Origin of the sequence: Rothia sp. HMSC064F07, assembly GCF_001837265.1 — a bacterium.
GTDB lineage: Bacteria > Actinomycetota > Actinomycetes > Actinomycetales > Micrococcaceae > Rothia > Rothia mucilaginosa.
In genome coordinates, this window is sequence record NZ_KV831926.1 from 755556 (window position 1) to 778052 (window position 22497).

Sequence of the window (22497 nt, forward strand, 5' to 3'; positions counted from 1 at the left end):
TCTGACCAGAAAATGTCCCGGTTCGTATCCGCCCCCATCCTCAGGTAGGGTCATAGCATGAGCATGGAAAAGTTCCTACGAGACATTGAGGCGCGCCTCGCCTCCGAACGCGCCTGGGATATGGAACAGGACGCCCGCCAAGTCGCCCGCGTCCAGTACTCCACCATCACCCTCGACGACCGCCTCCTCGCGCAGGTCGGCGGCCCCATCCGCATCTGCGCCACCGACATGCAAACCTACGAAGGCAAACTCGAAATGGTTGGCGAAGAATGGGTCAGCATCGAAGCGCGCGGCGAGAACATCATCATCCCCCTGCGCGGAATGCTCTGGTGGGAAGGTGGCATCGCGCCTGGGCGCGCCGATATTCGCCCCGAACGCTACCGCATGAAAATTCAGCTCGCCCTCCGCTCCCTCGCCATGGCGCGCGAACCCGTCCGCCTCTCCCTCGAGGGTGGCACCGTCAGCTACGACGGCGTGATCGAGCGAGTCGGTGCCGACTTCCTTGAACTGCGCCTGCTCAACGGCGGCCAGTACCCGCGCATCTATGAACGCGACCAGTACGCGCGTGCAGCCTACAGCGCGCAGGGAACCTATGGTCAGGGTGGTTATGGGCAGGCTGGTTACGGTCAGGGTGCCTCCGGCTACTCCCGTGCACCTCGCGGCGCCGGCGTGCGCACCATTCCGCTGGCTCGCGTCAGCGCGGTGATTGCCCGCATCTCGCGCTAAAAATATGCGACAAATAGCGGGTGATGCCGTCGGAAAGGGCCTTAGCGTAATGTCCCACCCGACAAGCATAAACACCCGCATCAAAGCATAAATACATGCAAAAAGGTCCGCCCCTCTCATGCGAGAGGAGCGGACCTTTCTGAAACCACTCGAGCGTTACGCCCGCGAGGTGCATGTCGAATACTACTCAGCCTTAGCCTTTGCAGTGAGCTTGCCGGAAGCAATTGCCTCCAGAGTCTGCTCGTGGCGCTCGGTAATGTACTCTTCAAAACGAGAGCGTTCAATACGCCACTGGTTACGCCCACCAATCTGGATGGCGGGAAGTTCGCCGCTACGCACCAGAGCACGTACCTGCGAAAGCGAAACCTGCAACTCCTCGGCGACGTCGCTCAGAGTGAGGAAACGAGGTGCAGTCATCGAATTGGATCCTTTCCGTGAGTGAAATCCTGGGCCCCTAGCTACCGTTAGTAGCCTTTTACATAGAGTCCATACAGAACATCTATTGAGTACTTTCAGTATATGCCATCACCGTGAAATTTGCTCGCAAAAAGCCTTATATGAGCTGAAAAGTTATCTAATCACCCCTTCAAAAGGGGCAAGACTCAAAAATATTTCATAAACACGGCTCTTGTTGAGAGAGAGTACTAAATGAAATATGCTGTTAGGGTTAGTGTCAGAACCAAATAAAGCACTATCGAAAACACACCACTCGCTCATCGGTCAGTTGAACAACACCGGAATCACCGCCGGCTTCCGCACCGAAAGGCACAACCACATCATGCGCATACGACAGAACGCGACGAAGCGTTCCACCCTCACCGAGCCCCACGCCAAACGCCTCAAAAGGCCCACCGTCAAGGATTGGCGATTCATTCTCGGTGTACTACTCGTGCTCGTCTCCATCACCGGCGTGCAACTCTACGTACAGGCGAATAACAGTAAAACCGAGTACTACACCGCCAAAAGCGAAATCCGCCTCGGCGAGAAAATCACCGAAGACAAACTAGCCCGAGTCGAAGCGAACATCGACTCCGCCAAAGACAAGTACTTCACCCGCGCCGATGCCGCACAGATGAACGGCAAAATCGCAATTCAGCGCATCCCCGCCGGCAACCTCATCAGCAAAGAATCCGTAGGCACCGAAACCTCCCCGGGACGCCGCCTCGCCACCGTCAGCATTGACCGCACCGCCGCCTCCGCACTCAAGGCAGGCGAGCGCGTAGACGTGTGGACCTCCGGCCCGCGCAACCCCGACACCAAGAGCGATAACCGCGCCGAAAACGGTGCCCGCGCCATCGTCACCAACGCAGAAATCGTCGCCATCACTGTCGACGAGGGCGTGCTCGGCGCCAACGGCAAAGCAACCGTGCAGCTGTGGGTCAAGGAAGAAGCCCTCACCGACCTCGTGAAAGAAAGCAACAGCGACTCCAAGATCAGCCTCATCCCCGGCACCTACGGGGAGGGCCAGTGAACATCCCCGTCATCCTCTACGGCGATGACGGTTCGCTCCTGACCCGCATCGAATCCCAGCGCGGCCGCGTTTCCGTGGCGCGTACCGTGCAGGACTTCAGCGAAGCCGTCGGCATGGCGCACACCGGCATTGCCCGCGTGCTGCTCTGCGTCCATGTGCCCGCCGAAATGAGCGCCTCCACCGTGGATACGCTCGCCGCCTCTGAAGTGCTCCTGGCGATTATCGCCCCGGACAACCTGCCGCTGCCCACGCAGGCGCACCGAATCCGCCCCGAAGCTGCTCTCGAAGAGATTCTGGGCTCGCTCGAACAGGCTGTGGATGCGGCGCTCGCCCGACCCACCGCAGGCTACGGCATTCCCGCGCAGATGCCGGCTCAGCAGCCCGTTCAGCCTGTTGTGCACCACCCGGAGGCCGCCTACGGTCAGGACGCTGGTTACGGCTACGATGCAGGCTACGGCTACGACAGTGGATACGGCGGCTACGGTTACGATAACGGAGCTGCTGGCCATGGGTCGGGCGGCTACGGCTACGACCCCGCCGCGGGTACTGCCGTAAACGCTGGCGCACCCTACGGTGCCGACTACGGAAGCTACGGAATCGACCCAGCGGTGCCCGCTGGAAACGCGCCCGGCGCACCCAGTGCATCCGGCGCGCATGACCCGGCGGAAGCCTCCTCCGTTGTGCCCAGCAACGAGGAATCCGTGCTCAGCCAGGCCGCCGCCATCGTCGACTCTTTCGCACCCGGCAACGACTACGCCCTGCATGTGCAGAACGAGAACAACGACGGCACCCTGCCACAGCACCCGGACATCAACCAGGACCCCGCCGCGCCCTCCCGCTACCAGCCCGGCCACCGACTCGGCAAGATTGTGACCGTCTGGGGCACTCACGGTGCGCCCGGTCGAAGCACCATCGCCTTCAACCTCGCCGCCCTCGCGGCGCAGCAGGGCCAGCAGGTCTGCCTCATCGACGCAGACACCTACGCGCCCAGCCTGGATGCGCTCATGGCGCTCGAAGATACCGGCTCCGGCCTGGCGATTCTCTGCTCGGACGCCGACCGTGCCCAGCTCGACGAGAAAAAGGCGGGCGCCATCATGGAGCGCGTACCTCTGAAGAACGGCACCTTCGACTTCTTGAGTGGCATCACCTCCTCCTCACGTTGGCCCGAGGTGCGCGCCCGCGCTTTCGCCGAGGTGCTCGAATGGCTCAAGCACCGCTACGACCTGGTCATCTGCGATGTCGCCGCACCCATCGAGGTGGACGAGGAACTGACCTTTGATGGTCCGGCACCGCGCCGTAACGCCGCGACCCTCACCGCGCTCGCCTGCTCCGACCGCGTGATTGCGCTCGGCGAAGCGGACGTCATCGGCCTGCCGCGCCTGATCAACCTCGCCCGCGAGGTGCAGGCACGCCCGGATCTGTTCGCACCCGAAACGGATGTGCAGTACTGGCTTAACCGTAGCCGCCGCGAAGCCGCCGGGTTCAATCCCGAGGCGAAGATGCGCGAGAACTGGGCACGCTACTTGTCCATCCCGCTCGCCGGCGTGATTCCGTACGAACGGAAGGTCATGGACCGTTTGCGCCGCAACGGTGAAGCACTGCTGGAGGTGGCGCCCCGCCACGCGGTCGTACAGTCCTTCGAAGCGATGCTTACGGGCATGTACGCGGTACGCCCCGGCGCTTAGGCCCGTCAGCTATAACTAGCGCTTGCTAAAAAGCCCGGCTTATCGGTATTCCTCTCAGAATATGGGAGCGCCGATATGCCGGGTTTTTGCGCCTTCACACGGGGGTCGAAACGGGGGAGTAGTGCGAATGCCTCACTGTACAACTGAGGGGTGCATCTCATCTCACAGCGTCATATTTGGGATTAAAAGCGTGCTTCAAGAAATGCTCTGTAAACTATTCCACGTATTGTCGTTTGAATGGGATTTGCGGCGAACAAACCGTAAAATGGTTGAACACACCCGAACTTAGGGAAGCACACAAACATATGTCTTTTGCAGAAGGAATTATGAGCGCCTGCGACTTCGGTCCCGGCGACACTGAACGCGTTCACCTCATCATGGGCGAATGGCAGGTCATCTCTGACATTGCCCAGAGTGACCTGGTTCTATGGTTCCCCACCGACTACGTTGTTGCCGACGGCAGCTCCCCGGACGCCGTATCCGGTCCCAGCGTAACCAGTACTTTCCGTGCCTTCGCGCACGTGCGCCCCTCTAACGTCCGAACCCTCTTCCACCACGACATCATCGACCACGACATGGAAGACGGAATCCGCGACGAAGCATACCGCGTCTGGATTGACCAGAACATCAGCACCTACACCGACGAAGGAAGCGGTGAAGGCGTTGGTGCCCGCCCGCGCGTACACGTAACCTTCGTGCCCATCGTGCGCAACAACCGCACCATTGCGTTGCTGACCAGCCACAAGATTGCCACACCCAGTGGCTACCCCTCCATTAGCGACGAAGTCTACGAATTCGCTGCCGACACCATGCTCTCCATGGTGCACTCCGGCCTGTGGCCCGACCCCCTCGCCCAGGGAAACAACACCCAGGGCAACCCCCGCGTGATTGACGGCATTATTGTGCTTGACCCGGCAGGCCGCGTAGTGGTGGCATCCCCGAACGCGAACTCCATGTACAACCGCATGGGCATGACCGGCTACCTCGAAAAGCGAAACCTTGCAGACGTCACCCGTGCGATGCTTCCTGCCGGTGAGCAGGCGGATGAAACTCTGCAGTTGGTCCTTGCAGGTCGTAGCGACCTGCGCACCGAATTGGTTATTGCTCGTGCCCGCGTGACCATGCGATCCATCCCGCTGCTTGCGCAGAGGCGTGCTCATATCGAGCGTGAGGGCGCCGTGATCCTTTGCCGCGACGTGACCGAGTTGCGCCGCCGCGAGCTGGAGCTCATGACCAAGGACGCGACCATCCGCGAAATTCACCACCGCGTGAAGAACAACCTGCAGACCGTGTCCGCTCTGTTGCGCCTGCAGTCACGCCGTATGACCACTGATGAGGCACGTCAGGGCCTGGAGCAGGCGATGCGCCGCGTGGCAACGATTGCTACCGTGCACGAGGCGCTTTCGCAGGGTCTGACTCAGAACGTCGACTTTGATGAGTTGATTGAGCGTCAGTTCCACCTGGCCGCTGAGCTTGCTTCCCCCGGTCAGCACGTGTCTACCAAGCTGATTGGCTCCTTTGGATCTTTGCCGAGCCAGTTCGCTACCCCTCTGGCACTCGTTATCAACGAGGTTGTCGCGAACGCTGTGGAGCACGGCCTGGACGGTGAGACTGGCACCGTAACCCTCGAAGGTATTCGCGGCACCAACGATGAGGGTGAGAACATCCTCACCGTCGTGATTACTGATGACGGTAAGGGCATGGGCGATAAGAAGATTGAAGAGTCCGGCCCGAACGCCTACCGCCCGGTGACCGGTAAGGAAGGCCTGGGCATGCAGATTGTGCGTACCCTGGTGGCGAGCGAGCTGAACGGCTCGATCCGCTGGGAGGCTAACGAACCGGCCGGTACCCGCGTGGTCATCACCGCGGTGCTCGTCTAAGCCCCTTCTCGTATGACATATAGAACTGCCGCCGCCCCGAGTACGGGGTGGCGGCAGTTTGCTGTCTAGATAGGTTCTGTATATGGCAAAAGCGTGGTGCAGTGACATAAAGTCACTGCACCACGCTTTTGATGCCCTATTGAATACTCCGGAAGTTAGGATGCACGGCGGGCACGAGCTGCGCGACGCTTCATCGCACGACGCTCGTCTTCACTGGTGCCACCCCATACGCCGGAGTCCTGGCCGGTCTCGATGGCCCACTTCAGGCAGACGTCTACAACCTCGCAAGAGCGGCAGACAGTCTTAGCCTCTTCAATTTGCAACAGGGCAGGTCCGGTGTTTCCTACGGGGAAGAACAGCTCCGGATCCTTGTCCAAACAAGCTGCACGACTACGCCAATCCACGGTGGACCTCCTTCATGATTTACGGTCTCACGCGGTGGCAAGACACATCTATTTTCCTGTGTGCGTGTCAAATACATCCGCTGATGGGATGCTCACCCAGCGTTAGGGTGAAAATTGACTTATCAACTTTCGCATGTTGGAGCGGATGTGACAAGTACTTTTCTCTAAAAACTTCAGTATTACGCTGAGGCATCTATCACTTAGGCAAACCTTTGTCTAATTGATGGGGTGAAGAATCGCATCCTGACACGCATAGTCTGCACCCCGTCTCATGGGCGAGGCGCGGGCGGCTGGGTGAGCGGCGCCTCAGGCATAATATAAAGCGGTACCTACCCCTGAAATACCGCACCGACGACGAGGCGGTGAACCCGAGGCGAACCCGAGGCAGGGGAGCACCCACCCGCTAACGCACTAGCACATCGGGCTGAGTACATCCCGGTCTGCCGCCGACACTACCCATGAGGAGCCCACCGTGCCGTCACGCCCGTTCAACGTCATCTATGCATTCGCCCTGACCGAAACCTTCGCGGCATACATCCTGATTCGCGGCATCCTCTACCCCTTTATCATCAGCGGAATGTCTACTGCTCAGGCGATTGTGGGCGGCGTACTCCAGGTGCTCATTGCCGCGGGCATGACCTACTTTGGCCTGCGTTTCTACCGCGGCCGCTTCGGTTCGCGCCTGCCCATGATTCTGATTACCCTCTGCGCACTGTGGGTCACCGCAAGCACCCTCGTCATGAACGTGAGCGCTTACGGCCTGAACATTGGCCAGGTCATCACGATTGCGGGTGTTATTGGTGCGGCGGCTGCCTTCGTCTTTGTGCTCATGCCCAGTAGCCGCCGCTATATTGAGGCGGTTACCGAAGCATCGGGCGAAGAAACGGAGAAGTACAGCCGCCGACGCCGCTAAACCCCTAGCGCGTAAACCCCTGGCGCCGCTAACCCCTAGACGGCTTGGCTCTAGAGTGCTCAGCTCTAGACCGCTACCGGCACCTTCTGCGTAGCTGTTACAGCCTGTGCAGCCGTGCTCAGCGCCAGGGGAACCTGCGCCGCGCACACGGAGGCGCCATCCACCACCACGATGCGACCGGCGGGCTGCTCGCCCTGCGTGAACCGATCCAGCGGCAGCGCGGTCACCGTGCACATGTCGGCGTCCGCCAGGGATGCGGGCGCGAGCAGAAGCGCACGCGAGCATCCCATGAGCGCAGCCAGCAGGGGTGAGGAGGCGCGCCTCGGCCAGGGCGTGTAGGCGACCAGCATGGCGCGGAACTCACCTCGACGCTCCAGAAGTAGCTGCTGAACGGCGGGCTGCAGGTACTGCAGATCGTCAATGAGCACGAGCGTGCGCGCGGGGTTTGTCACCGAGTCCAGGAGCGCACGGGTACGCTCCACGCTTGGAGGCCCACCCGTAGCCCCGCCATCACCCGAGGTGCCGCCAGACCCCTCAAGGACGAGGGTATCCAGCTGCGGGTTGAGTCGAGCAATGCTTTCCAGCAGGGTGCTTTTACCGGCCGACCGGGAACCCTGCACCGGAACTACCGAGCCAGCCGGGGCGCTCAACCACACCGGCATCTGCCGGCGGTCAAATGCGACCAACAGCTTGGCGCCCTGAGGATTGCAGGTGGTGTGGGCGGCGGTCACGTACTCGGTCGAGGGCATGCGATAGTACTCGGGGAACTGCCGCAGAAGAGTGCCGGGGCGAGTGTTTGACCCGTTAGAAGCGCTCGCGGCGTTACCCCGCAGAACCTGAATCAGCTCCTGGAAACCTGCAACGCAGGGCGAAAGAACCGAAGCGCTCAGCGGCTGATCCCCGATTAACTCCTCATTGATGGCACCCTCCACGCAGTAGTGGTTCTGCGCAGGGGTCGGGTAGTCCTTGCTCGTTGAACGCATCAGGTCGGCGTCCAGGAAGCGGCGGCTCAACAGCGTGGAATGCGCTGCAGCAGCGAAACGGCCGCGCGGGTTCAACGCGGAGGTGAACACCACCGAGTAGCCGCGACGGCACCCCTGCGAGAGCAGATCGTAGAGCAGGTTCTCCGTATCGGGTTGGCGGACTAGCGTCTCCAGCCAGCTGTCCAGGCCGTCCACGACAATGAGCGGGCGGGTGGTAGCCTCGGTGCCCCACAGGTTCGGGGTGCGCAGCTCCTCCAGGCAGAAACGCAGATGCGAAAGCTCCTGCGCGCCCACGAGCGTCTCAAAGGCACCGGCGTAGGGTTCCAGGTCGCGGTAGAGTGCACCGTCAGAGGTCAGCAGAACAACCGGCGTGCGTGCGGCGAATGCCTGAGCTAAAAGTCCGTACAGCATGGGGGCACGTTCGGCGCTCTGAGCCAACAGCGCCAGCGTCTGCTGACCCGACCAGCTGATCGGGCGGCGCACACCGTAGCGGGCAATCTCCAGCTCGCCCAGCAGATACCCCTCGGAAGCCGCGCCAGAGTCTGCGGGTTCCTGAGAATCTACAACCTGAGAGGTAGCCGCCGGGTCAATACCGTACGCTACAGGTTCGCTCACCGGCGCCTGCACCACTGGCAGCGGGGTGTTCTCGGGAAGCTCCGGCGGAATCGGGCAGTATTCATCCTGAACCTCCGCATTCTTCTGAAGATTCTTCGGAGCGTACTCGCGTTCATAAAGCGCACGAATCTGCTGTGCCGAACGAATCAGCAGCTCATCCTCATTGCCACCCAACGTCTGAACGGCAGAAGCGGCAGTCAGCTCACGCCAGCCGCCCTCCTCAAGACCCAGCACCTGCACCGGGCGGGCATCGCTACTCGAAGGGACCGCATCCACCAGCGGGGCACGGAACGGCAGGGAACGACCATTCGGCAGGCGCACATACCCGGCACCCGGATGCGCCGCCGAAATATACGCCGCAGACTCATGCTCCAGCAGGTTATAGGAATCCTGCGCGCTCGCCACACGCAAGCAAATGCTCGTGGCAATATTGGCGCGAATATCCTGCGAAATAGCACCCTGCGGACGCTGAGTCGCCAACACCAGGTGCAGACCCAGCGAGCGGCCAATCGTGGCGATGCGCATCAGCTCAGCCATAGCGTCCGGCATAGAATCGATGAGCATGCGGAACTCGTCCACCACAATCAGCAGCTCGGGGTATCGCGGAGTGGTACCCGCTGCCTGGCAGGACGCCAGGTAGTCGCGGTAGGAGTTCACGCCGAGCGCCTGCAGATCCACCTCGCGGCGGTGAATATCGGCGCGCAAAAATTCGAGCGCACGCTCCACCGCGGATACATCAAAATTGCTCAACACGCTGAGCGCATGCGGTAGCTGAGCCAGAGGACCCAAACCAGCCGAGCCTTTGAAATCCACCAGAACCAGGCCGAGGCGCTCGGGCGGGTAACGTAGCGCAGCGCTGAGCACCAGCGAACGCAACAGCTGCGATTTACCGGCACCAGTCGTGCCACCGAGCAGCCAGTGCGGGCCGTGCTCAGACAAACCAATATTCAGCGAGCCACCCGAAGAAACACCCAGGTAGCAGCGAATATCGGAGGCGTAACGCTGAGCGGACCAGCGCTGCAGAACGGACTCCACCGCCATGTCATCGGTGCGGTTCTTCTGCCGCGCGCTCTGCGCCTGCAGGGAAGAGAACAGATGCGCCGACTGGTGCACCTGAGCCTCACTAAGCGCGCCCTGCTCCTGCTCGCATCCGGCGCGGTATAGATTCTCAAGAGCGGTACAGAACGCCTCAACGCTGAGCCCATCGGCGTGCTGGCACAGACCCTCACCCGCCAGCGGGTGCACCTGGTAGACACCCTCGGTGGGCTGCACCGGAGGCGCCGCATAGCCCTGCGTGCGGTATCGGATGCTCTGACGGTGGCTACCCTCACTCGCACACTCAACCCAGGCGGCACTAAAAAGCGCACCGGGTGCATGGGCGGAGCTATCATCCTCAGCACTGCCCAGCACGCAGAGCGCCGGGGTGTTCATCTTCTGCTCCCGCGGGGAGGCGAACGCACGGGACTGCGAAGACTCCGCGACCGCCCCAGAGTTCAGCGCGGTCAGTAAGGGAGCGTAGACAGGGCTCGCCTGTAGGGGCATGAGAATCAGCGGCGGAACCGAGAGCTCCGACTGCAAGCTACTCTGCAGGGCCTGCAGATACTTCTCCTGCTGCACGCCCGGCAGGCAATGCACGCTCACGCCCGGCACCACAGCCAGAGTCTGCATCAGGCGATTGGTTCGCTGCTGATCAGCGCTATCAGCGCCCGCCAGCAGAACGTGCACCGAACCCGGATAACCCGCCACCAGCTGCACCAGGTAGGCGCGCAGATGCGCCTCCTCCAGCTTCAGGTAGTGACCGAGAGTCGGGGTGGGTAGCGGCAGATAGTGGGGCGCATCCTGCTGCTCCAGAGTGCCCAGCGGGAGGTTGCGCCCGCGCAGGTAGGGCTGGCGGGGACCGCACCCGAGCACAATAGCCGGGTAGGCGGCATCATGCAGAGCGGAGGGACCCGAAATCGCCAGGTCGCCCGCGGTCGGCAGGGCGAGGGCACGTTCCTTTTCCTGCAGTGCCGCCTGATGAGTTTGCTGCGATGCGGCACGGTTCTCCGCCCGACCGCCAAAGAAATGCAGAAGCATCAGCAACGAAGACGCCGCAGACATCAGCAGAAGGAACCACATGCCGGTCACCAGCGCAATAATCAGACCCACCACAATCGGCAGACACACGCTCAACAGAATCTGCTTGAGCTTACGCGGTGCGGGAGGGTTCACCACTACCGGCTCAAAGGGGTTGCCGGCGTCGCCCAGAGGAGCGAGCATCTGCACGGGCTCGCCAGAGGTCGTGGCAGGCGTGCTCGCCTTTTCTACGGTGCGTTCGCCGTCTGCGCTGGGGGAGGTGAGCATGCAGAGCGAGGAGCCGAGGCGGAAAGGCTCGTCCCAGCGCAGGATGCGCGGCTCGGTGCTCTGCACCTTCTTGCCGCCCTGTGCCTTCATACTGCCCTGTGCGTTCTCGCTACCCTCGCTCGCAGCGGGGCGTTTTTCGATCCAGCGGATGCCGGAGCTGTCGGCGTAGAAGTTGCCGTGTACCGGCTTGAGGAAGGGGTCTTGCAGGTGAATGTGGTGCGGCTGTTCTCCTCTACGGGCAGGTAGTGCCGCCCTGCCGAGGCTGGTGCGGCCGCGGCTGATGGGGAAGGTTGCGCCCGCGTCGGGTCCGCGCAGAATGTGCAGGAGGCTGACGGCGGGCGCGCCCGGAGTTTGAGATTCGTTCGGAATGTGGCTGTTTGGCGCAATCGAGGCGCCGGCGGGGTTCTTATCGTGCGCGGGGCGTAGCTGGAACGTCGTTTCCTGTGCCTGAGCGTGCGCGCCGGGTGCAGGGTGCTGTAGAGCTTGGTTGAGTGCCTGCTCTAGAGCCTGCTGGTGTGCGCTACCGGGGCACAGCTGTATTCCGGTGGGTGCCGCCTCGCCGTCGAGTCGGAGTACGCGAGGGTAGGGGAGCGTGTCGGTGATGTTGTGGTGGTCGAGAAAGAAGAGAGTCATACCCTCAGAAAACATTAAAAAGCATTAAAGCTCAATAAATTATCTGTACATAAATTAACATGTTCGTATTTTTTGAATTTTTCGCCCCGTTTTTCGAAAAACTGTGGATAACTCACCGACATACTGCCCAGATTGCCGCTCGAAAGCCCGGCAGTGCACCCGCTGAAACATCCATGCTTGACCCTGCTCGCGCATCCTCATTGACGCCCTTAGAAGACTCCGATATCCGAATTGGGTCACGGCTTTGTCCCGTCGATCGTTTGGTGGTTCAGCAAAATCGCGATCGCTATTCACGATGAATATTTACCCGTAAACCAACTTTCCTCGCCGTTGGTGGAACGTCAAAGTCTGCAGAAAAAGGAACTCGCTCAGACCCGCTTGACCTCGGGGTTCGTGAAGAATATTCACTTGGGGAAAGAGTGTGCGAACAATAGTCCAAAAGCCCCTAAAAGCACGTCATAAGTATGCGTAGTGCTTGATAAACAGGTATCTTAGATTATGACTATATCCATCACGGGAGGGGCTTTTTGTACCCACCCGTGCGGATTGCGGCGCGACTGAGAACCCTCGGATGTGTCCAATCTGGTAGGTGAATACCGCCCTCGCAGAAGCGGCGGTGCGCCGTGATAATACAGGAGAAAACATTGACCGCTGACCTCGTAGTAGTCGGTTCGGGCCTCTTTGGTCTGACCATCGCAGAACAGGCTGCCACTGAGCTGGGCCTGAAGGTTGCCCTGCTGGACCGCCGTTCCCACATCGGTGGTAACGCATACAGCGAGAAGGAGAAGCAGACCGGTATTGAGGTGCACCGCTACGGTGCGCACCTGTTCCACACCTCCAACGAGCGTGTCTGGGAGTACGTGAACCGTTTTACCGAGTTCACCAACTACGTACACCGCGTGTACACCCGCCACAACGGCATCGTCTACCCCATGCCGATTAACCTGGGTACCATCAACCAGTTCTTCAACGCAGCTTACTCTCCCGCAGAGGCAAAGGCGCTCATCGCTGAGCAGGCTGGCGAGCTGGCTGGTACCGACCCGCAGAACCTGAATGACAAGGGTATCTCCCTGATTGGTCGCCCCCTGTACGAGGCGTTCATCAAGCACTACACCGCTAAGCAGTGGCAGACCCCGCCGGAAGAGCTGCCCGCATCCATCATTTCCCGTCTGCCGGTTCGCTACAACTATGACAACCGCTACTTCAACGACAAGTACGAGGGTCTGCCCGTTGACGGCTACGCAGCATGGCTGGAGCGTATGGCGGCGCACCCGAACATTGAGGTGCACCTGAACACTGACTTCTTCGAGCCCGGTCACCAGTACTCTCGCGAGAACGTCCTGGGTCAGATTCCCGTGGTCTACACCGGCCCGGTTGACCGCTACTTCGACTACGCTGAGGGCGACCTGTCCTGGCGTACCATCGACCTGGAAGAAGAAGTCCTGCCGATTGAGGACTTCCAGGGCTGCTCCGTGATGAACTACCCCGATGCTGATGTTCCCTTCACCCGCATCCACGAGTTCCGTCACTTCCACCCCGAGCGTGACTACACCAAGGACGCAACCGTCATCATGCGCGAGTACTCTCGCTTCGCGAACAAGGGCGACGAGCCGTACTACCCGGTCAACACCTCCGTGGACCGTGAGAAGCTGCTGGCGTACCGCGACCTGGCTAAGGGCGAGAACAACGTGCTGTTCGGTGGCCGCCTGGGTACCTACAAGTACCTGGATATGCACATGGCTATCGGCGCTGCACTGTCCATGTTCGACAACAAGATCCGCCCGCACTTCGCTAACGGTGCGAAGATCGAGTCCGGTGGTGTTGACGCATAACCATGGCTGATAAGACTTTGAAGAACCTGCAGCGGGTTATTTTCCCGAGCGCAGTTGAGACCGACGTCGTCCCCCTGTACGTGGACGCGAGTGTTGCAACCGGCGTTCAGCTGCCCACCCGTATTGACGGTGACGCTTCCACCTCCATTGCGGAGGCGATGAACACCTCCGGTCAGTCTATGTCGAGCGCCAGCGCGAACCGTGATGCCGCGAACAGCCTGAACAGCCGCCGCTCCATCACCGTGAACGCGGGCCAGAGCCTGTCTTTCGGTACGTACTTCAACGCGTTCCCCGCCTCGTACTGGCGCCGCTGGACCAATCTGCAGAAGGTCGTGCTGAGCGTTCAGACTCGCGGCGAGGGCATGGTCATTGTGTACAAGTCCAATGGCCGTGGCGTGATTCAGCGCGTGGATGCGAAGCTGCTCTCCGGCGAGGAAACCAACACCTTCACCCTGCCCCTGGCACCGTTCGGTGACGGCGGCTGGTACTGGTTCGACCTGGCTGGCACCGGCGACCTTGAGCTGATTGAAGCGAACTGGCTGGGCGACATTGAGCCCCGCGCAGACGTGAAGGCTGGTCAGGCGACCGTGCAGATTACCACCATGAACAAGGTGGAGTACTGCATCAATAACATTCGTGCTCTGGGTGAGAGCCCCGAGATTTTTGATGCTGTGCACGAGTTCCTGATTGTGGATCAGGGCACCCAGAAGGTGCAGGACCACGAGGACTTCGAAGAGGTCGTCAAGCCCCTCTCCGGTAAGTTCCGCATTATCAACCAGGGTAACCTGGGTGGTTCCGGTGGCTTCTCGCGCGGCATGTTCGAGGCTGTCAACAACGGTTCCGATTACGTGCTGCTGCTCGATGATGACGTCATCGTTGAGCCCGAGTCGATTCTGCGTATGGTGACCTTCGCGAACTACTGCAAGGAACCCACCATCGTGGGTGCGCACATGTTCGACATGTTTGACCGTTCGGTCCTGCACGCGTTCGGTGAGGTTGTTGACCCGTGGCGTAACTTCTACGCTAAGCCGCACGAGGATATGGGCATGGGCCACAACCTGGGTCACCACAACCTGCGTAACACCCCGTGGCTGCACCGCCGCGTGGACGTGGACTACAACGGCTGGTGGATGTGCCTCATTCCGACCGCCGTCATCAAGGAAATCGGTCTGTCTCTGCCTCTGTTCCTGAAGTGGGATGACGCTGAGTACGGTCTGCGCGCTAAGGCTGCGGGCTTCGCTACCGTTTCCTTCCCCGGCGCGGGCGTGTGGCACGTGTCCTGGACCGATAAGGATGACTCCGTCGGCTGGCAGGCGTACTACCACGAGCGCAACCGCCTCATTACGGCACTGCTGCACTCGCCCTTCGATAAGGGTGGCCGCGTGCTGCTGGAGTCCCTGTTCTTGGACGTCAAGCACACCCTGTCCATGCAGTACTACACCGAGGCTGGCCGCCTGATGGCGCTGGAGGATCTGCTCTCCGGTCCCGATCACCTGCACCCCTCGCTCTCGCAGCGTCTGCCGGTAATTCGTGCGATGGCTAAGGAGTACCCGGAGTCTCAGGTGAAGCCGAACGTGGATGACTTCCCGGCTATTCAGACGAAGAAGCCTCCGTTCCGTGGTCGCCGTTCCTTCGCGTCCCCGGGCTATAAGAAGCTTGCTTCGTGGACCGCGAAGACTGTTGCTCGTCAGCTGCTCAAGCCGGTGAGTGAAGAGGCGAAGGCTCACCCGCAGATTCAGCTGAACTACGGTGAGACCAACTGGTGGACCCTGTCGAAGTTCGATTCGGCTCTGGCGACTAACGCTGAGGGTACCGGTCTGTTCTGGTACCGCCGCGATCCCGAGCAGCTCAAGTCGAAGCTGGCTCAGGCCGCTAAGCTGCACGTTCAGCTGGTGACCGGTTGGGATAAGCTGCGTGAGCAGTACCGTTCGAAGGCTGCTGAGGTTGCCTCCTACGATGCGTGGGCTAAGACCTTCGCTGAGCATACGGATTCTGAGCTGACCCGATGAACGATCTGAAGTCTGTTCCCCTGAAGGCGCCCGGCCGTGGGCGCGGCATCCTGGATGCGGTGAAGAACCGCTACCTGCTTCGACTGCTGGTCGATAAGGAAATCCAGGTCCGCTACCGCGGCTCGGTGCTGGGCATTTTGTGGTCGTACATTAAGCCGGGTGTGCAGTTCCTGGTGTTCTACATTGCCATGGGTATGTTCCTTGGCTTGGAACGCGGTATGCACAACTATGCGGTGTACCTGTTCTCGGGCATGATTGCCATTAACTTCTTCTCGGAGGGTTTTGGTAATGGTGCTCGCGCCATGGTGGTTAACAGCGCGCTGATTCGTAAGATTTACCTGCCGCGTGAGCTGTTCTCGCTGTCGACGGTGTGGGTGGCTCTGGTGCATTTTGTGCCTCAGATTGCTGTGATGCTGCTGGCCTGCTTCTTGGTGGGTTGGTCCCCGACCTTCCTGGCGTTTGGGTCGATTCTGGCGGGCATGCTGATTGTGATGATGCTGTCCTATGGTCTGGGTTTGATTTTCGGTGTGGCGAACGTGTTCTTCCGCGATTCGGAGAACATTGTGGACATGCTGCTGATGGTGGCTACCTGGTTCTCGCCGGTGCTGTACTCCTGGACCATGGTGCGTGACACTCTCTATCCGTGGGTGTTCAACGTGTTCATGCTTAATCCGCTGACCGTTGCGGTGGAGCTGTTCCACTATGGCTTCTGGCATCCGACGCTCCGTCCTGAGGATTTGGCGCTTCCTGCTTCGCAGGTGGTTCCGCATCTTTTCAGCTTCTGGACTCCGATTGCCCTTGGTATTTCTCTGCTGACCGTTTTGATTGGTGATTTGCTCTTCCGTAAGTTTGAGGGCAACTTCGCCCAGGAGCTCTGATTCTGTGGATATTAAGAAGCTTGAGTTCCCGCCGGTGAGCCCGGACGCTCCCGTGGTGATTCACGTGGAGAATTTGGTGAAGCGCTTCGTTCTGCGCCACACCCGTTCGATGAAGGAAGCTTTTGTGTGGTTGATTAAGGGCCGCAAGGGTGATCTTTCGGAGAAGTTCAATGCGCTCAATGGCGTGAGCCTGGATATTCGTCAGGGCGAGCGTGTAGCTCTGCTGGGTCTGAACGGCTCGGGTAAGTCCACGCTGCTGAAGATGATTTCTGGTGTGATGCGCGCTGATGAGGGTGAGGTTCTTACTCGCGGCAATATTGCGGGTCTGATTGAGGTGGGCGCTGGTTTTCACCCGGATCTGACCGGCCGCGATAACGTGTACCTCAACGGCGCAATCTTGGGTATGACCAAGGATGAGATTGAGGCTTCCTTCGATTCGATTGTGGATTTCGCTGAGATTCACGACTTTATCGATACCGAGGTGAAGTTCTACTCTTCGGGTATGTATCTGCGTCTGGCCTTCTCGGTTGCGGTGCATACGAACCCGGATATCTTCCTGGTGGATGAGATTCTTGCGGTGGGCGATGAGCCGTTCCAGAAGAAGTGTATTGCGAAGATTCAGGAGCTGTGCTCTGCCGGTAAGACTCTTGCCGTGGTGAGCCACGACCTGGATTTGGTGTCTAAGATTTGTGACCGCGGCGTGGTGCTGGAGCACGGTAACCTGCGTTTTGACGGTCCGATTAAGGAAGCCGTGAAAGTGATTCGAGGCGGCGACTAACCGCTAGATGATTGCTGGTGATGGGGCGTGTATTCCCGATGGGGGAGTGCACGCCCCTTTGCTGTGCCCGGGAAGGAGCGCCCGAAAGTTGTGCCCGGGAATGTGCTGCTGCTGGGTAGGGTTCTTGCGTTTTAGCAGGGGAGGCTGCGGCTTTTAAGACGAAATGTTACGTGTGCACCGAGTGCAATATGGCAGTGATTAGCGGTGAGCGGTTCGAGGTGCGTACCTGCAACTGTTCTGTGAGTCACAGCTGACTAGGCGTTTTGAATGTTGGTGCACATTAGGTAACGATATGTGCAGTTCTATGCATCAAAAATAGTCAAATACTATACTTGTAAATATTAAGGGGTGTTTTATTACATTTTGATAAATTTGATGCGCTGAGGGTAGGGTGATGGTGGCATTGATGTATCAATGCCTCACCGTATTCCACACAACCACACCACACACAGCATCGGATCATTTCAATGGAGAACACCGTACTGGATACCCGGGCGGAGCATCTAAGTCTGCTCGAGGAGAATATCCGTGAGGCAATGCGCTACCGCAGCCTGGATCCGCACGAGGACCAGCACGCCGTTCGCGGGCTCATTGACGAGCACCTGAACGATTACGAACAGCGCCGCACCCGCATTTCCCTGCCCGATTTGGGTGACCGTGAATCCGTAATTCAGCGCCTGCACGATGAAATCTGCGGCTTCGGAGTGATTCAACCGTTCCTCGATGATGAGTGCGTTGAAGAAATCTGGATCAACTCTCCTGACGAAATCTTTATCGCCCGCAACGGCGAAAGCGAATTGACCGGTCTGCACCTGAGTGCCGAGGCCATCAATAGCCTGCTGGAGCGCATGCTCAAGCCTTCGGGTCGTCGTGTGGACCTTTCCTCCCCGTTTGTTGATGCATCCCTGCCGGACGGATCCCGCCTGCACGCGGTGATTCCGGATATTACTCGCAGGCACACGAGCATCAATATCCGTAAGTTCGTGGTGCGTGCCCGTCGCCTGCCCGACCTGGTGCGCATGAACTCGCTGAGTGCCGGCGCGGCGTCCCTGCTGCACGCGGCGGTGGAGAGCGGCATGAACATCCTCGTTTCGGGTGCAACCCAGGCGGGTAAGACCACGATGCTGAATTGTCTGTCGGCGTCTATTCCGCCGCGTGAGCGCGTGATTACGTGCGAAGAAATCTTTGAGCTCGCGGTTCCGCTACGCGATGTGGTGGGCCTGCAGTGCCGCCAGCCGAACCTTGAAGGCACCGGTGCGATTGAGCTGCGCCGCCTGGTCAAGGAAGCTCTGCGTATGCGCCCGGACCGCATCCTCATTGGTGAGGTGCGTGAGGCGGAGTCCCTGGATATGCTCATTGCGCTCAACGCGGGTCTGCCAGGTATGTGCACAATTCACGCGAACTCGGCGCGTGACGCGGTGACCAAGATTTGTACCCTGCCGCTGCTGGCGGGCGAGAATATTTCCTCGGCGTTCGTGGTGCCGACCGTGGCGTCCTGCTTTGACATTGTGGTGCATTGCGGCCGCGATTCGCGCGGTCAGCGTCAGGTCGAAGAGATCAGCATGCTGGGTGGCCGCGTTGAGGACGGCGTGATTGAGATGTCCCCGCTGTTTGTACGCCGTGACGGTCAGATGATGTGTGTGGCGTTGGAGCTGCCGAACCCGGACCGTTGGATTCGTGCCGGTCACCGCCCCGAGCAGGTGCTGGCTGCGGCGAAGGCGGGGCAGTAATGCCCCTGTTTCTGAGCCTGATTTTGGGGTTGGGCGTCTGCCTGATTTATCTTTCTTGCTTTCCCGATAACGGCAAGCCTCCGGAGCCGAGTAACGACCCGGCGCTGGTTGTGGCGTTGCGTAAGGCGGGTATGCATTCGCTGACTCCTCGCACGTTCATGTGGGTGAGCGTTGCCAGCGGTGTGAGCGCGTCGGTTCTGTTGCTGATGCTTACTCAGCTTTTGCCGCTGGGCCTGCTGGGCCTGATTGGTGGTTTTGCGGCGCCTCGCGTGATTGTGAATCATCGTGCCCGCGCGGCGGATGCCCGTATTTGGCAGTTGTGGCCAGATGCGGTGGACCACCTGCGTTCGGCGATTCGTGCGGGTCTGTCCTTGCCGGAGGCGCTGATTCAGCTCTCGTACCGCGGCCCGGAAGAGCTGCGTGATGCCTTCGCCCATTTCTCGCGTGATTACCGTGCGTCGGGTGAGTTTGTGCCGTCGCTGAACCGTTTGAAGGAGTACCTCTCTGACCCGGTGGCGGACACCATCATTGAGGCGTTGAAGATTGCCCGTGAGGTGGGCGGTTCGGACCTGGGTAAGCTGCTGGGCACGCTGAGTGATTTTCTGCGTGAGAATGCGCGTACCCGTTCGGAGCTTCTGGCTCGCCAGTCGTGGACTGTGAATGCGGCTCGTCTCTCCTGTGTGGCGCCCTGGTTTGTGCTGTGTCTGATGGCGACTCAGCCTGCCGCGCGCATGGTTTATAACTCGTTTGCCGGTGCGATGCTGATGATTGCCGGTGCCGCTATTTCTTTGGCGGCGTACCGTCTGATGCTGCGTATTGGTGAGTTGCCGCGTGAACGGAGGGTTTTCGGGTGAATCTGCCTCTGATTTTTGGTCTACTGTTGGCGGCCGGCGTGGGTCTGATTCTTTCGTCGGTGCTGAATACTCGCAGTATTTCGTTTTCTGATCGTGTGGCGTCGCAGTTGCGCGGTGAGACTCTGCGTGAGTCGCTGTTGAAGGAGCAGGAGCGCCGTGAGCCGAGCCTGCTGGAGGCGATTTCGGCGTTCTGTGCGCCGCTTCTGCGTTCGCTGTCTTCGTCGTTGAGCGGCTCGTCGCTGAGCGATAGTTCGGTGCAGGAGCGTCTGCGTCGTGCTGGCTCTTCGCAGAGTGTGAGCGCGTTTCGTGCCGAGCAGCTGCTGTGGGCTCTTGCCGGTGTGACCGTCATGAGTGCCCTGACCGTCATTGGCGTGGTGCAGGAGCGTTTCTCCATCCTGGTGGCTCTTGTGCTGGTGCTGGTGAGCGGTTTGAGCGGCTTTCTGGCGCGTGACTGGTGGCTGGGTGAGGCGGTGACTAAGCGTGAGAAGCAGTTGGTTGCTGAGTTCCCGGCGCTGGCGGAGATGATGGCTCTGTCGGTGACGGCGGGCGAGTCGGCGCTGGCGGCTTTGGAACGTATCTGTTTGACCTCTCGCGGCGAGTTGGCTCGTGAGTTTTCTGAGATTTTGGCGCAGACCCGCACCGGTATTTCGCTGCTGAGCGCGTTGCAGGAGTTTGCGGAGCGTACTCGCGTTCCGGCGTTGAGTCGCTTCGTTGAGGGTATTGCTGTTGCGATTGAGCGCGGTACCCCTCTGGCTGATGTGTTGCGTGCGCAGGCGCAGGATGTGCGCGATAACGCTAAGCGTGAGCTGATGGAAACAGCCGGTAAGAAGGAGATTGCGATGCTCGCCCCGGTGGTGTTTTTCATTCTGCCGCTGACCGTAATTTTTGCGGTCTTCCCGGGCCTGTCGCTCATGCGTTTGAACTTTTAGATTTTGCGGCGGGTACACACCGTACCGGCTGCACCGCGGTGGGCGGGGCTGATTGCCCGGTGTGCCGCACCAACCACACACTACACCCTTTGATAGAAGGAGAAAATCATGTTCCGTCGTTTCCGCACCACCCTCACCGTGCTGATTGCCCTGGCTATCGCATCCGTGCTGGCTCTGCGCCTGAAGAACAAGCAGGATGACCCCGAGCGCGGCGACGTGCCCGGCTGGGTCATGATCACCATGATGAGCGCCGTGCTGGTTGCCGCTATCTTGGCGATTGCCCAGCCGGCTCTGACCAAGATGTTCAACGACGCGATCGCTCTGGTTCACCAGTAATGCGTAAGCCCCGCATCGCTTCTGAGCTGACTGCCGCTGAGCTATCCTCCGCGGAATATTCTGTGGAGGATAGCGAGCGCGGTGACGCCAGCACGGAATTCGTCATGGTCGGTGCCCTGTTGGTGTTGCTGACCATGGCGATTCTGCAGGTTTCTTTCGCCCTGTATGCACGAACCATGCTGGTGGATGCTGCGGCGGCTGGGGCACGGTACGGTACGATGCGTGACCGCACTCCGCAGGAGGGCATGGAGCGTACCCGTCAGCTGATTGAGGGGGCTCTTCCGTCTTCGTACGCTGAGAACATTTCGTACCGTCAGAGTAGTGATTCTACGGGTGTGCGCACTTTGGAGGTGACGGTGAAGTCTCCGTTGCCGGTGCTGGGCCCGTGGGGTTTTCCGGATTCTATTGAGGTGAAGGGGCATGCGATTTATGCGGAGCATCGTTCCGGTGATTAGTGGCTTTTCGCTTCGGCAGCGTGTGAAGGAACGCCTGAAGAGCCGTTCTGATTGGCCTCTTTTTAGCCAGCACCGCCCTGAAGAGGGTAGCGCCATTGTGGAGTTCCTGGGTTTAGGTATTACTCTGCTCATCCCGGTGCTCTACGGCATTCTGACGATTTTTAGCTTGCAGTCTTCGGTGATGGCGGCTCATGCTGCGAGCGCCCAGGTGGTGCTGTATGTGCAGGAGCAGCCGCAGGATTCGTCGGTTGGCCCGGATTTGGCTCAGCGTCTGGCGGTGCATGCTGCCGCGGATTACGGGGTTGAGCCTTCCGATGTGAGCGTGTCGTTGAGCTGTGCGTCGGGGGAGTGTGTCTCGGGTACGAAGGCGTACGCCACGGTGACGGTTCAGGCGCATCTGCCGCTGCTGCCTTCGTTTATGGGTGGCGGCGTGATTCCGGTGAGTTCTCATGCGACGAGTTGGGGGTCTGGTCATGCTAATTCCTAATGGCTCGCCCGCTCGACTGTTCTCGCCCGCTCGCCTGCTTTCCTCTGTGCGGGAGCGCTACGCTAACGCATACCGTTGTGCCCGTCTACAGGTTCGTGCCCGTGCGCAGAGCCGGGCGCTCGCCGCTGACCCAATCGCCTCGGGCCCGGAAGAGGGCAGCATTGCCCCGCTGATTGTGGGCATGCTGGCGTTGCTTCTGCTCATCGGTTCGGTGACGGTGGCGATTACCGGCGCGTATCTGCAGACTCAGCATCTGCAGGATATGGCGGACGCTCAGGCGAACTCGATTACCCGCACGATGCGCACTCCTGATGAAGCGAGTGGTTCGGCGGCGTGGGAGTATGCGAGTGCGTACCTGGCTGAGGTTCAGCCGGGGCAGGATTTTCACGCGTTGCGTCTGGAGAATGTGTCCGTGGATTCTGATCACAGCGTACACGTGTACCTGTCGGCTCGTATTCGTCCGCCGCTGCTGTCGATTCTGCTGCCTGATGGTATTGAGGTGACCGCTCATGGTTCGTCGCGTTTGAAGACGAGCCAGGGCCCGTCCACCGATTAG

General features: G+C 60.0%; 19 protein-coding genes. 16 read left to right on the top strand and 3 right to left on the bottom strand.

The features are described 5' to 3' along the window. The first annotated feature begins 57 nt into the window (after positions 1 to 57). Entirely contained in the window at positions 58 to 726 is a 669-nt protein-coding gene (locus HMPREF2712_RS05565) for a hypothetical protein (RefSeq protein WP_005508573.1), read from the top strand. Positions 727 to 909: 183 nt separating this feature from the next. Here HMPREF2712_RS05565 and HMPREF2712_RS05570 read toward each other — a convergent pair whose 3' ends face one another. After that, positions 910 to 1143, bottom strand: coding sequence for a helix-turn-helix domain-containing protein (locus tag HMPREF2712_RS05570; RefSeq protein WP_044150292.1), 234 nt, complete (start codon positions 1141 to 1143; stop codon positions 910 to 912). A gap of 361 nt (positions 1144 to 1504) precedes the next feature. On the opposite strand from HMPREF2712_RS05570, the gene HMPREF2712_RS05575 reads away from it, so the two are divergent. From HMPREF2712_RS05575 to HMPREF2712_RS05585, 3 genes are all read left to right on the top strand, one after another. Next, positions 1505 to 2197 carry an SAF domain-containing protein gene (locus tag HMPREF2712_RS05575; RefSeq protein WP_070819475.1) on the top strand — a complete coding sequence of 231 codons (693 nt, stop codon included), beginning with the start codon at positions 1505 to 1507 and terminating at the stop codon, positions 2195 to 2197. Next, positions 2194 to 3882, top strand: a complete 1689-nt coding sequence (locus HMPREF2712_RS05580; protein WP_070819476.1) for a nucleotide-binding protein — start codon at positions 2194 to 2196, stop codon at positions 3880 to 3882. Before HMPREF2712_RS05575 ends, HMPREF2712_RS05580 begins: the two co-directional genes overlap by 4 nt. A 305-nt stretch (positions 3883 to 4187) precedes the next feature. Continuing rightward, on the top strand, positions 4188 to 5762 hold the full coding sequence (locus HMPREF2712_RS05585) for a sensor histidine kinase (protein ID WP_070819477.1): 1575 nt from the start codon (positions 4188 to 4190) through the stop codon (positions 5760 to 5762). 155 nt (positions 5763 to 5917) lie between these two features. Here HMPREF2712_RS05585 and HMPREF2712_RS05590 read toward each other — a convergent pair whose 3' ends face one another. After that, positions 5918 to 6166 (bottom strand): WhiB family transcriptional regulator, encoded by a 249-nt coding sequence (locus HMPREF2712_RS05590; protein WP_005505386.1) that lies wholly within the window; start codon positions 6164 to 6166, stop codon positions 5918 to 5920. A 472-nt stretch (positions 6167 to 6638) separates the two neighbouring features. Between HMPREF2712_RS05590 and HMPREF2712_RS05595 the strand changes: the two genes are divergently transcribed. Next, positions 6639 to 7079: an alpha-N-acetylglucosamine transferase gene (locus HMPREF2712_RS05595; RefSeq protein WP_070819478.1), complete on the top strand. Its 441-nt coding sequence runs from the start codon at positions 6639 to 6641 to the stop codon at positions 7077 to 7079. Positions 7080 to 7144: 65 nt separating this feature from the next. Here HMPREF2712_RS05595 and HMPREF2712_RS05600 read toward each other — a convergent pair whose 3' ends face one another. Next, positions 7145 to 11653 (bottom strand): FtsK/SpoIIIE domain-containing protein, encoded by a 4509-nt coding sequence (locus HMPREF2712_RS05600; RefSeq protein ID WP_246828677.1) that lies wholly within the window; start codon positions 11651 to 11653, stop codon positions 7145 to 7147. A 644-nt stretch (positions 11654 to 12297) separates the two neighbouring features. Between HMPREF2712_RS05600 and glf the strand changes: the two genes are divergently transcribed. The 11 genes from glf (at position 12298) to HMPREF2712_RS05655 (ending at position 22497) form a co-directional block, all read left to right on the top strand. Further along, positions 12298 to 13485, top strand: coding sequence for a UDP-galactopyranose mutase (gene glf, locus HMPREF2712_RS05605; protein WP_005508581.1), 1188 nt, complete (start codon positions 12298 to 12300; stop codon positions 13483 to 13485). Between the two features lie 2 nt (positions 13486 to 13487). Next, positions 13488 to 15494, top strand: a complete 2007-nt coding sequence (locus HMPREF2712_RS05610) for a glycosyltransferase (RefSeq protein WP_070819480.1) — start codon at positions 13488 to 13490, stop codon at positions 15492 to 15494. After that, a complete protein-coding gene (locus tag HMPREF2712_RS05615; protein WP_012903227.1) occupies positions 15491 to 16372 on the top strand; it encodes an ABC transporter permease in 882 nt (293 codons plus the stop codon). The genes HMPREF2712_RS05610 and HMPREF2712_RS05615 overlap by 4 nt, the downstream gene beginning before the upstream one ends. A gap of 4 nt (positions 16373 to 16376) precedes the next feature. Further along, positions 16377 to 17150, top strand: a complete 774-nt coding sequence (locus HMPREF2712_RS05620) for an ABC transporter ATP-binding protein (RefSeq protein ID WP_005505398.1) — start codon at positions 16377 to 16379, stop codon at positions 17148 to 17150. Between the two features lie 467 nt (positions 17151 to 17617). After that, positions 17618 to 18880 (top strand): TadA family conjugal transfer-associated ATPase, encoded by a 1263-nt coding sequence (locus HMPREF2712_RS05625; RefSeq protein ID WP_070819481.1) that lies wholly within the window; start codon positions 17618 to 17620, stop codon positions 18878 to 18880. Further along, positions 18880 to 19734: a type II secretion system F family protein gene (locus HMPREF2712_RS05630; RefSeq protein WP_070819482.1), complete on the top strand. Its 855-nt coding sequence runs from the start codon at positions 18880 to 18882 to the stop codon at positions 19732 to 19734. Before HMPREF2712_RS05625 ends, HMPREF2712_RS05630 begins: the two co-directional genes overlap by 1 nt. Next, complete coding sequence (locus HMPREF2712_RS05635; protein ID WP_070819483.1) at positions 19731 to 20663, top strand: type II secretion system F family protein; 933 nt, start codon at positions 19731 to 19733, stop codon at positions 20661 to 20663. Before HMPREF2712_RS05630 ends, HMPREF2712_RS05635 begins: the two co-directional genes overlap by 4 nt. A gap of 108 nt (positions 20664 to 20771) precedes the next feature. Beyond that, on the top strand, positions 20772 to 20999 hold the full coding sequence (locus HMPREF2712_RS05640; protein ID WP_005505403.1) for a hypothetical protein: 228 nt from the start codon (positions 20772 to 20774) through the stop codon (positions 20997 to 20999). Then, entirely contained in the window at positions 20999 to 21454 is a 456-nt protein-coding gene (locus HMPREF2712_RS05645; protein ID WP_070819484.1) for a TadE family protein, read from the top strand. The genes HMPREF2712_RS05640 and HMPREF2712_RS05645 overlap by 1 nt, the downstream gene beginning before the upstream one ends. Further along, positions 21420 to 21941, top strand: coding sequence for a hypothetical protein (locus HMPREF2712_RS05650; protein ID WP_049352612.1), 522 nt, complete (start codon positions 21420 to 21422; stop codon positions 21939 to 21941). Before HMPREF2712_RS05645 ends, HMPREF2712_RS05650 begins: the two co-directional genes overlap by 35 nt. Continuing rightward, on the top strand, positions 21928 to 22497 hold the full coding sequence (locus tag HMPREF2712_RS05655) for a pilus assembly protein TadG-related protein (RefSeq protein WP_239662326.1): 570 nt from the start codon (positions 21928 to 21930) through the stop codon (positions 22495 to 22497). The genes HMPREF2712_RS05650 and HMPREF2712_RS05655 overlap by 14 nt, the downstream gene beginning before the upstream one ends.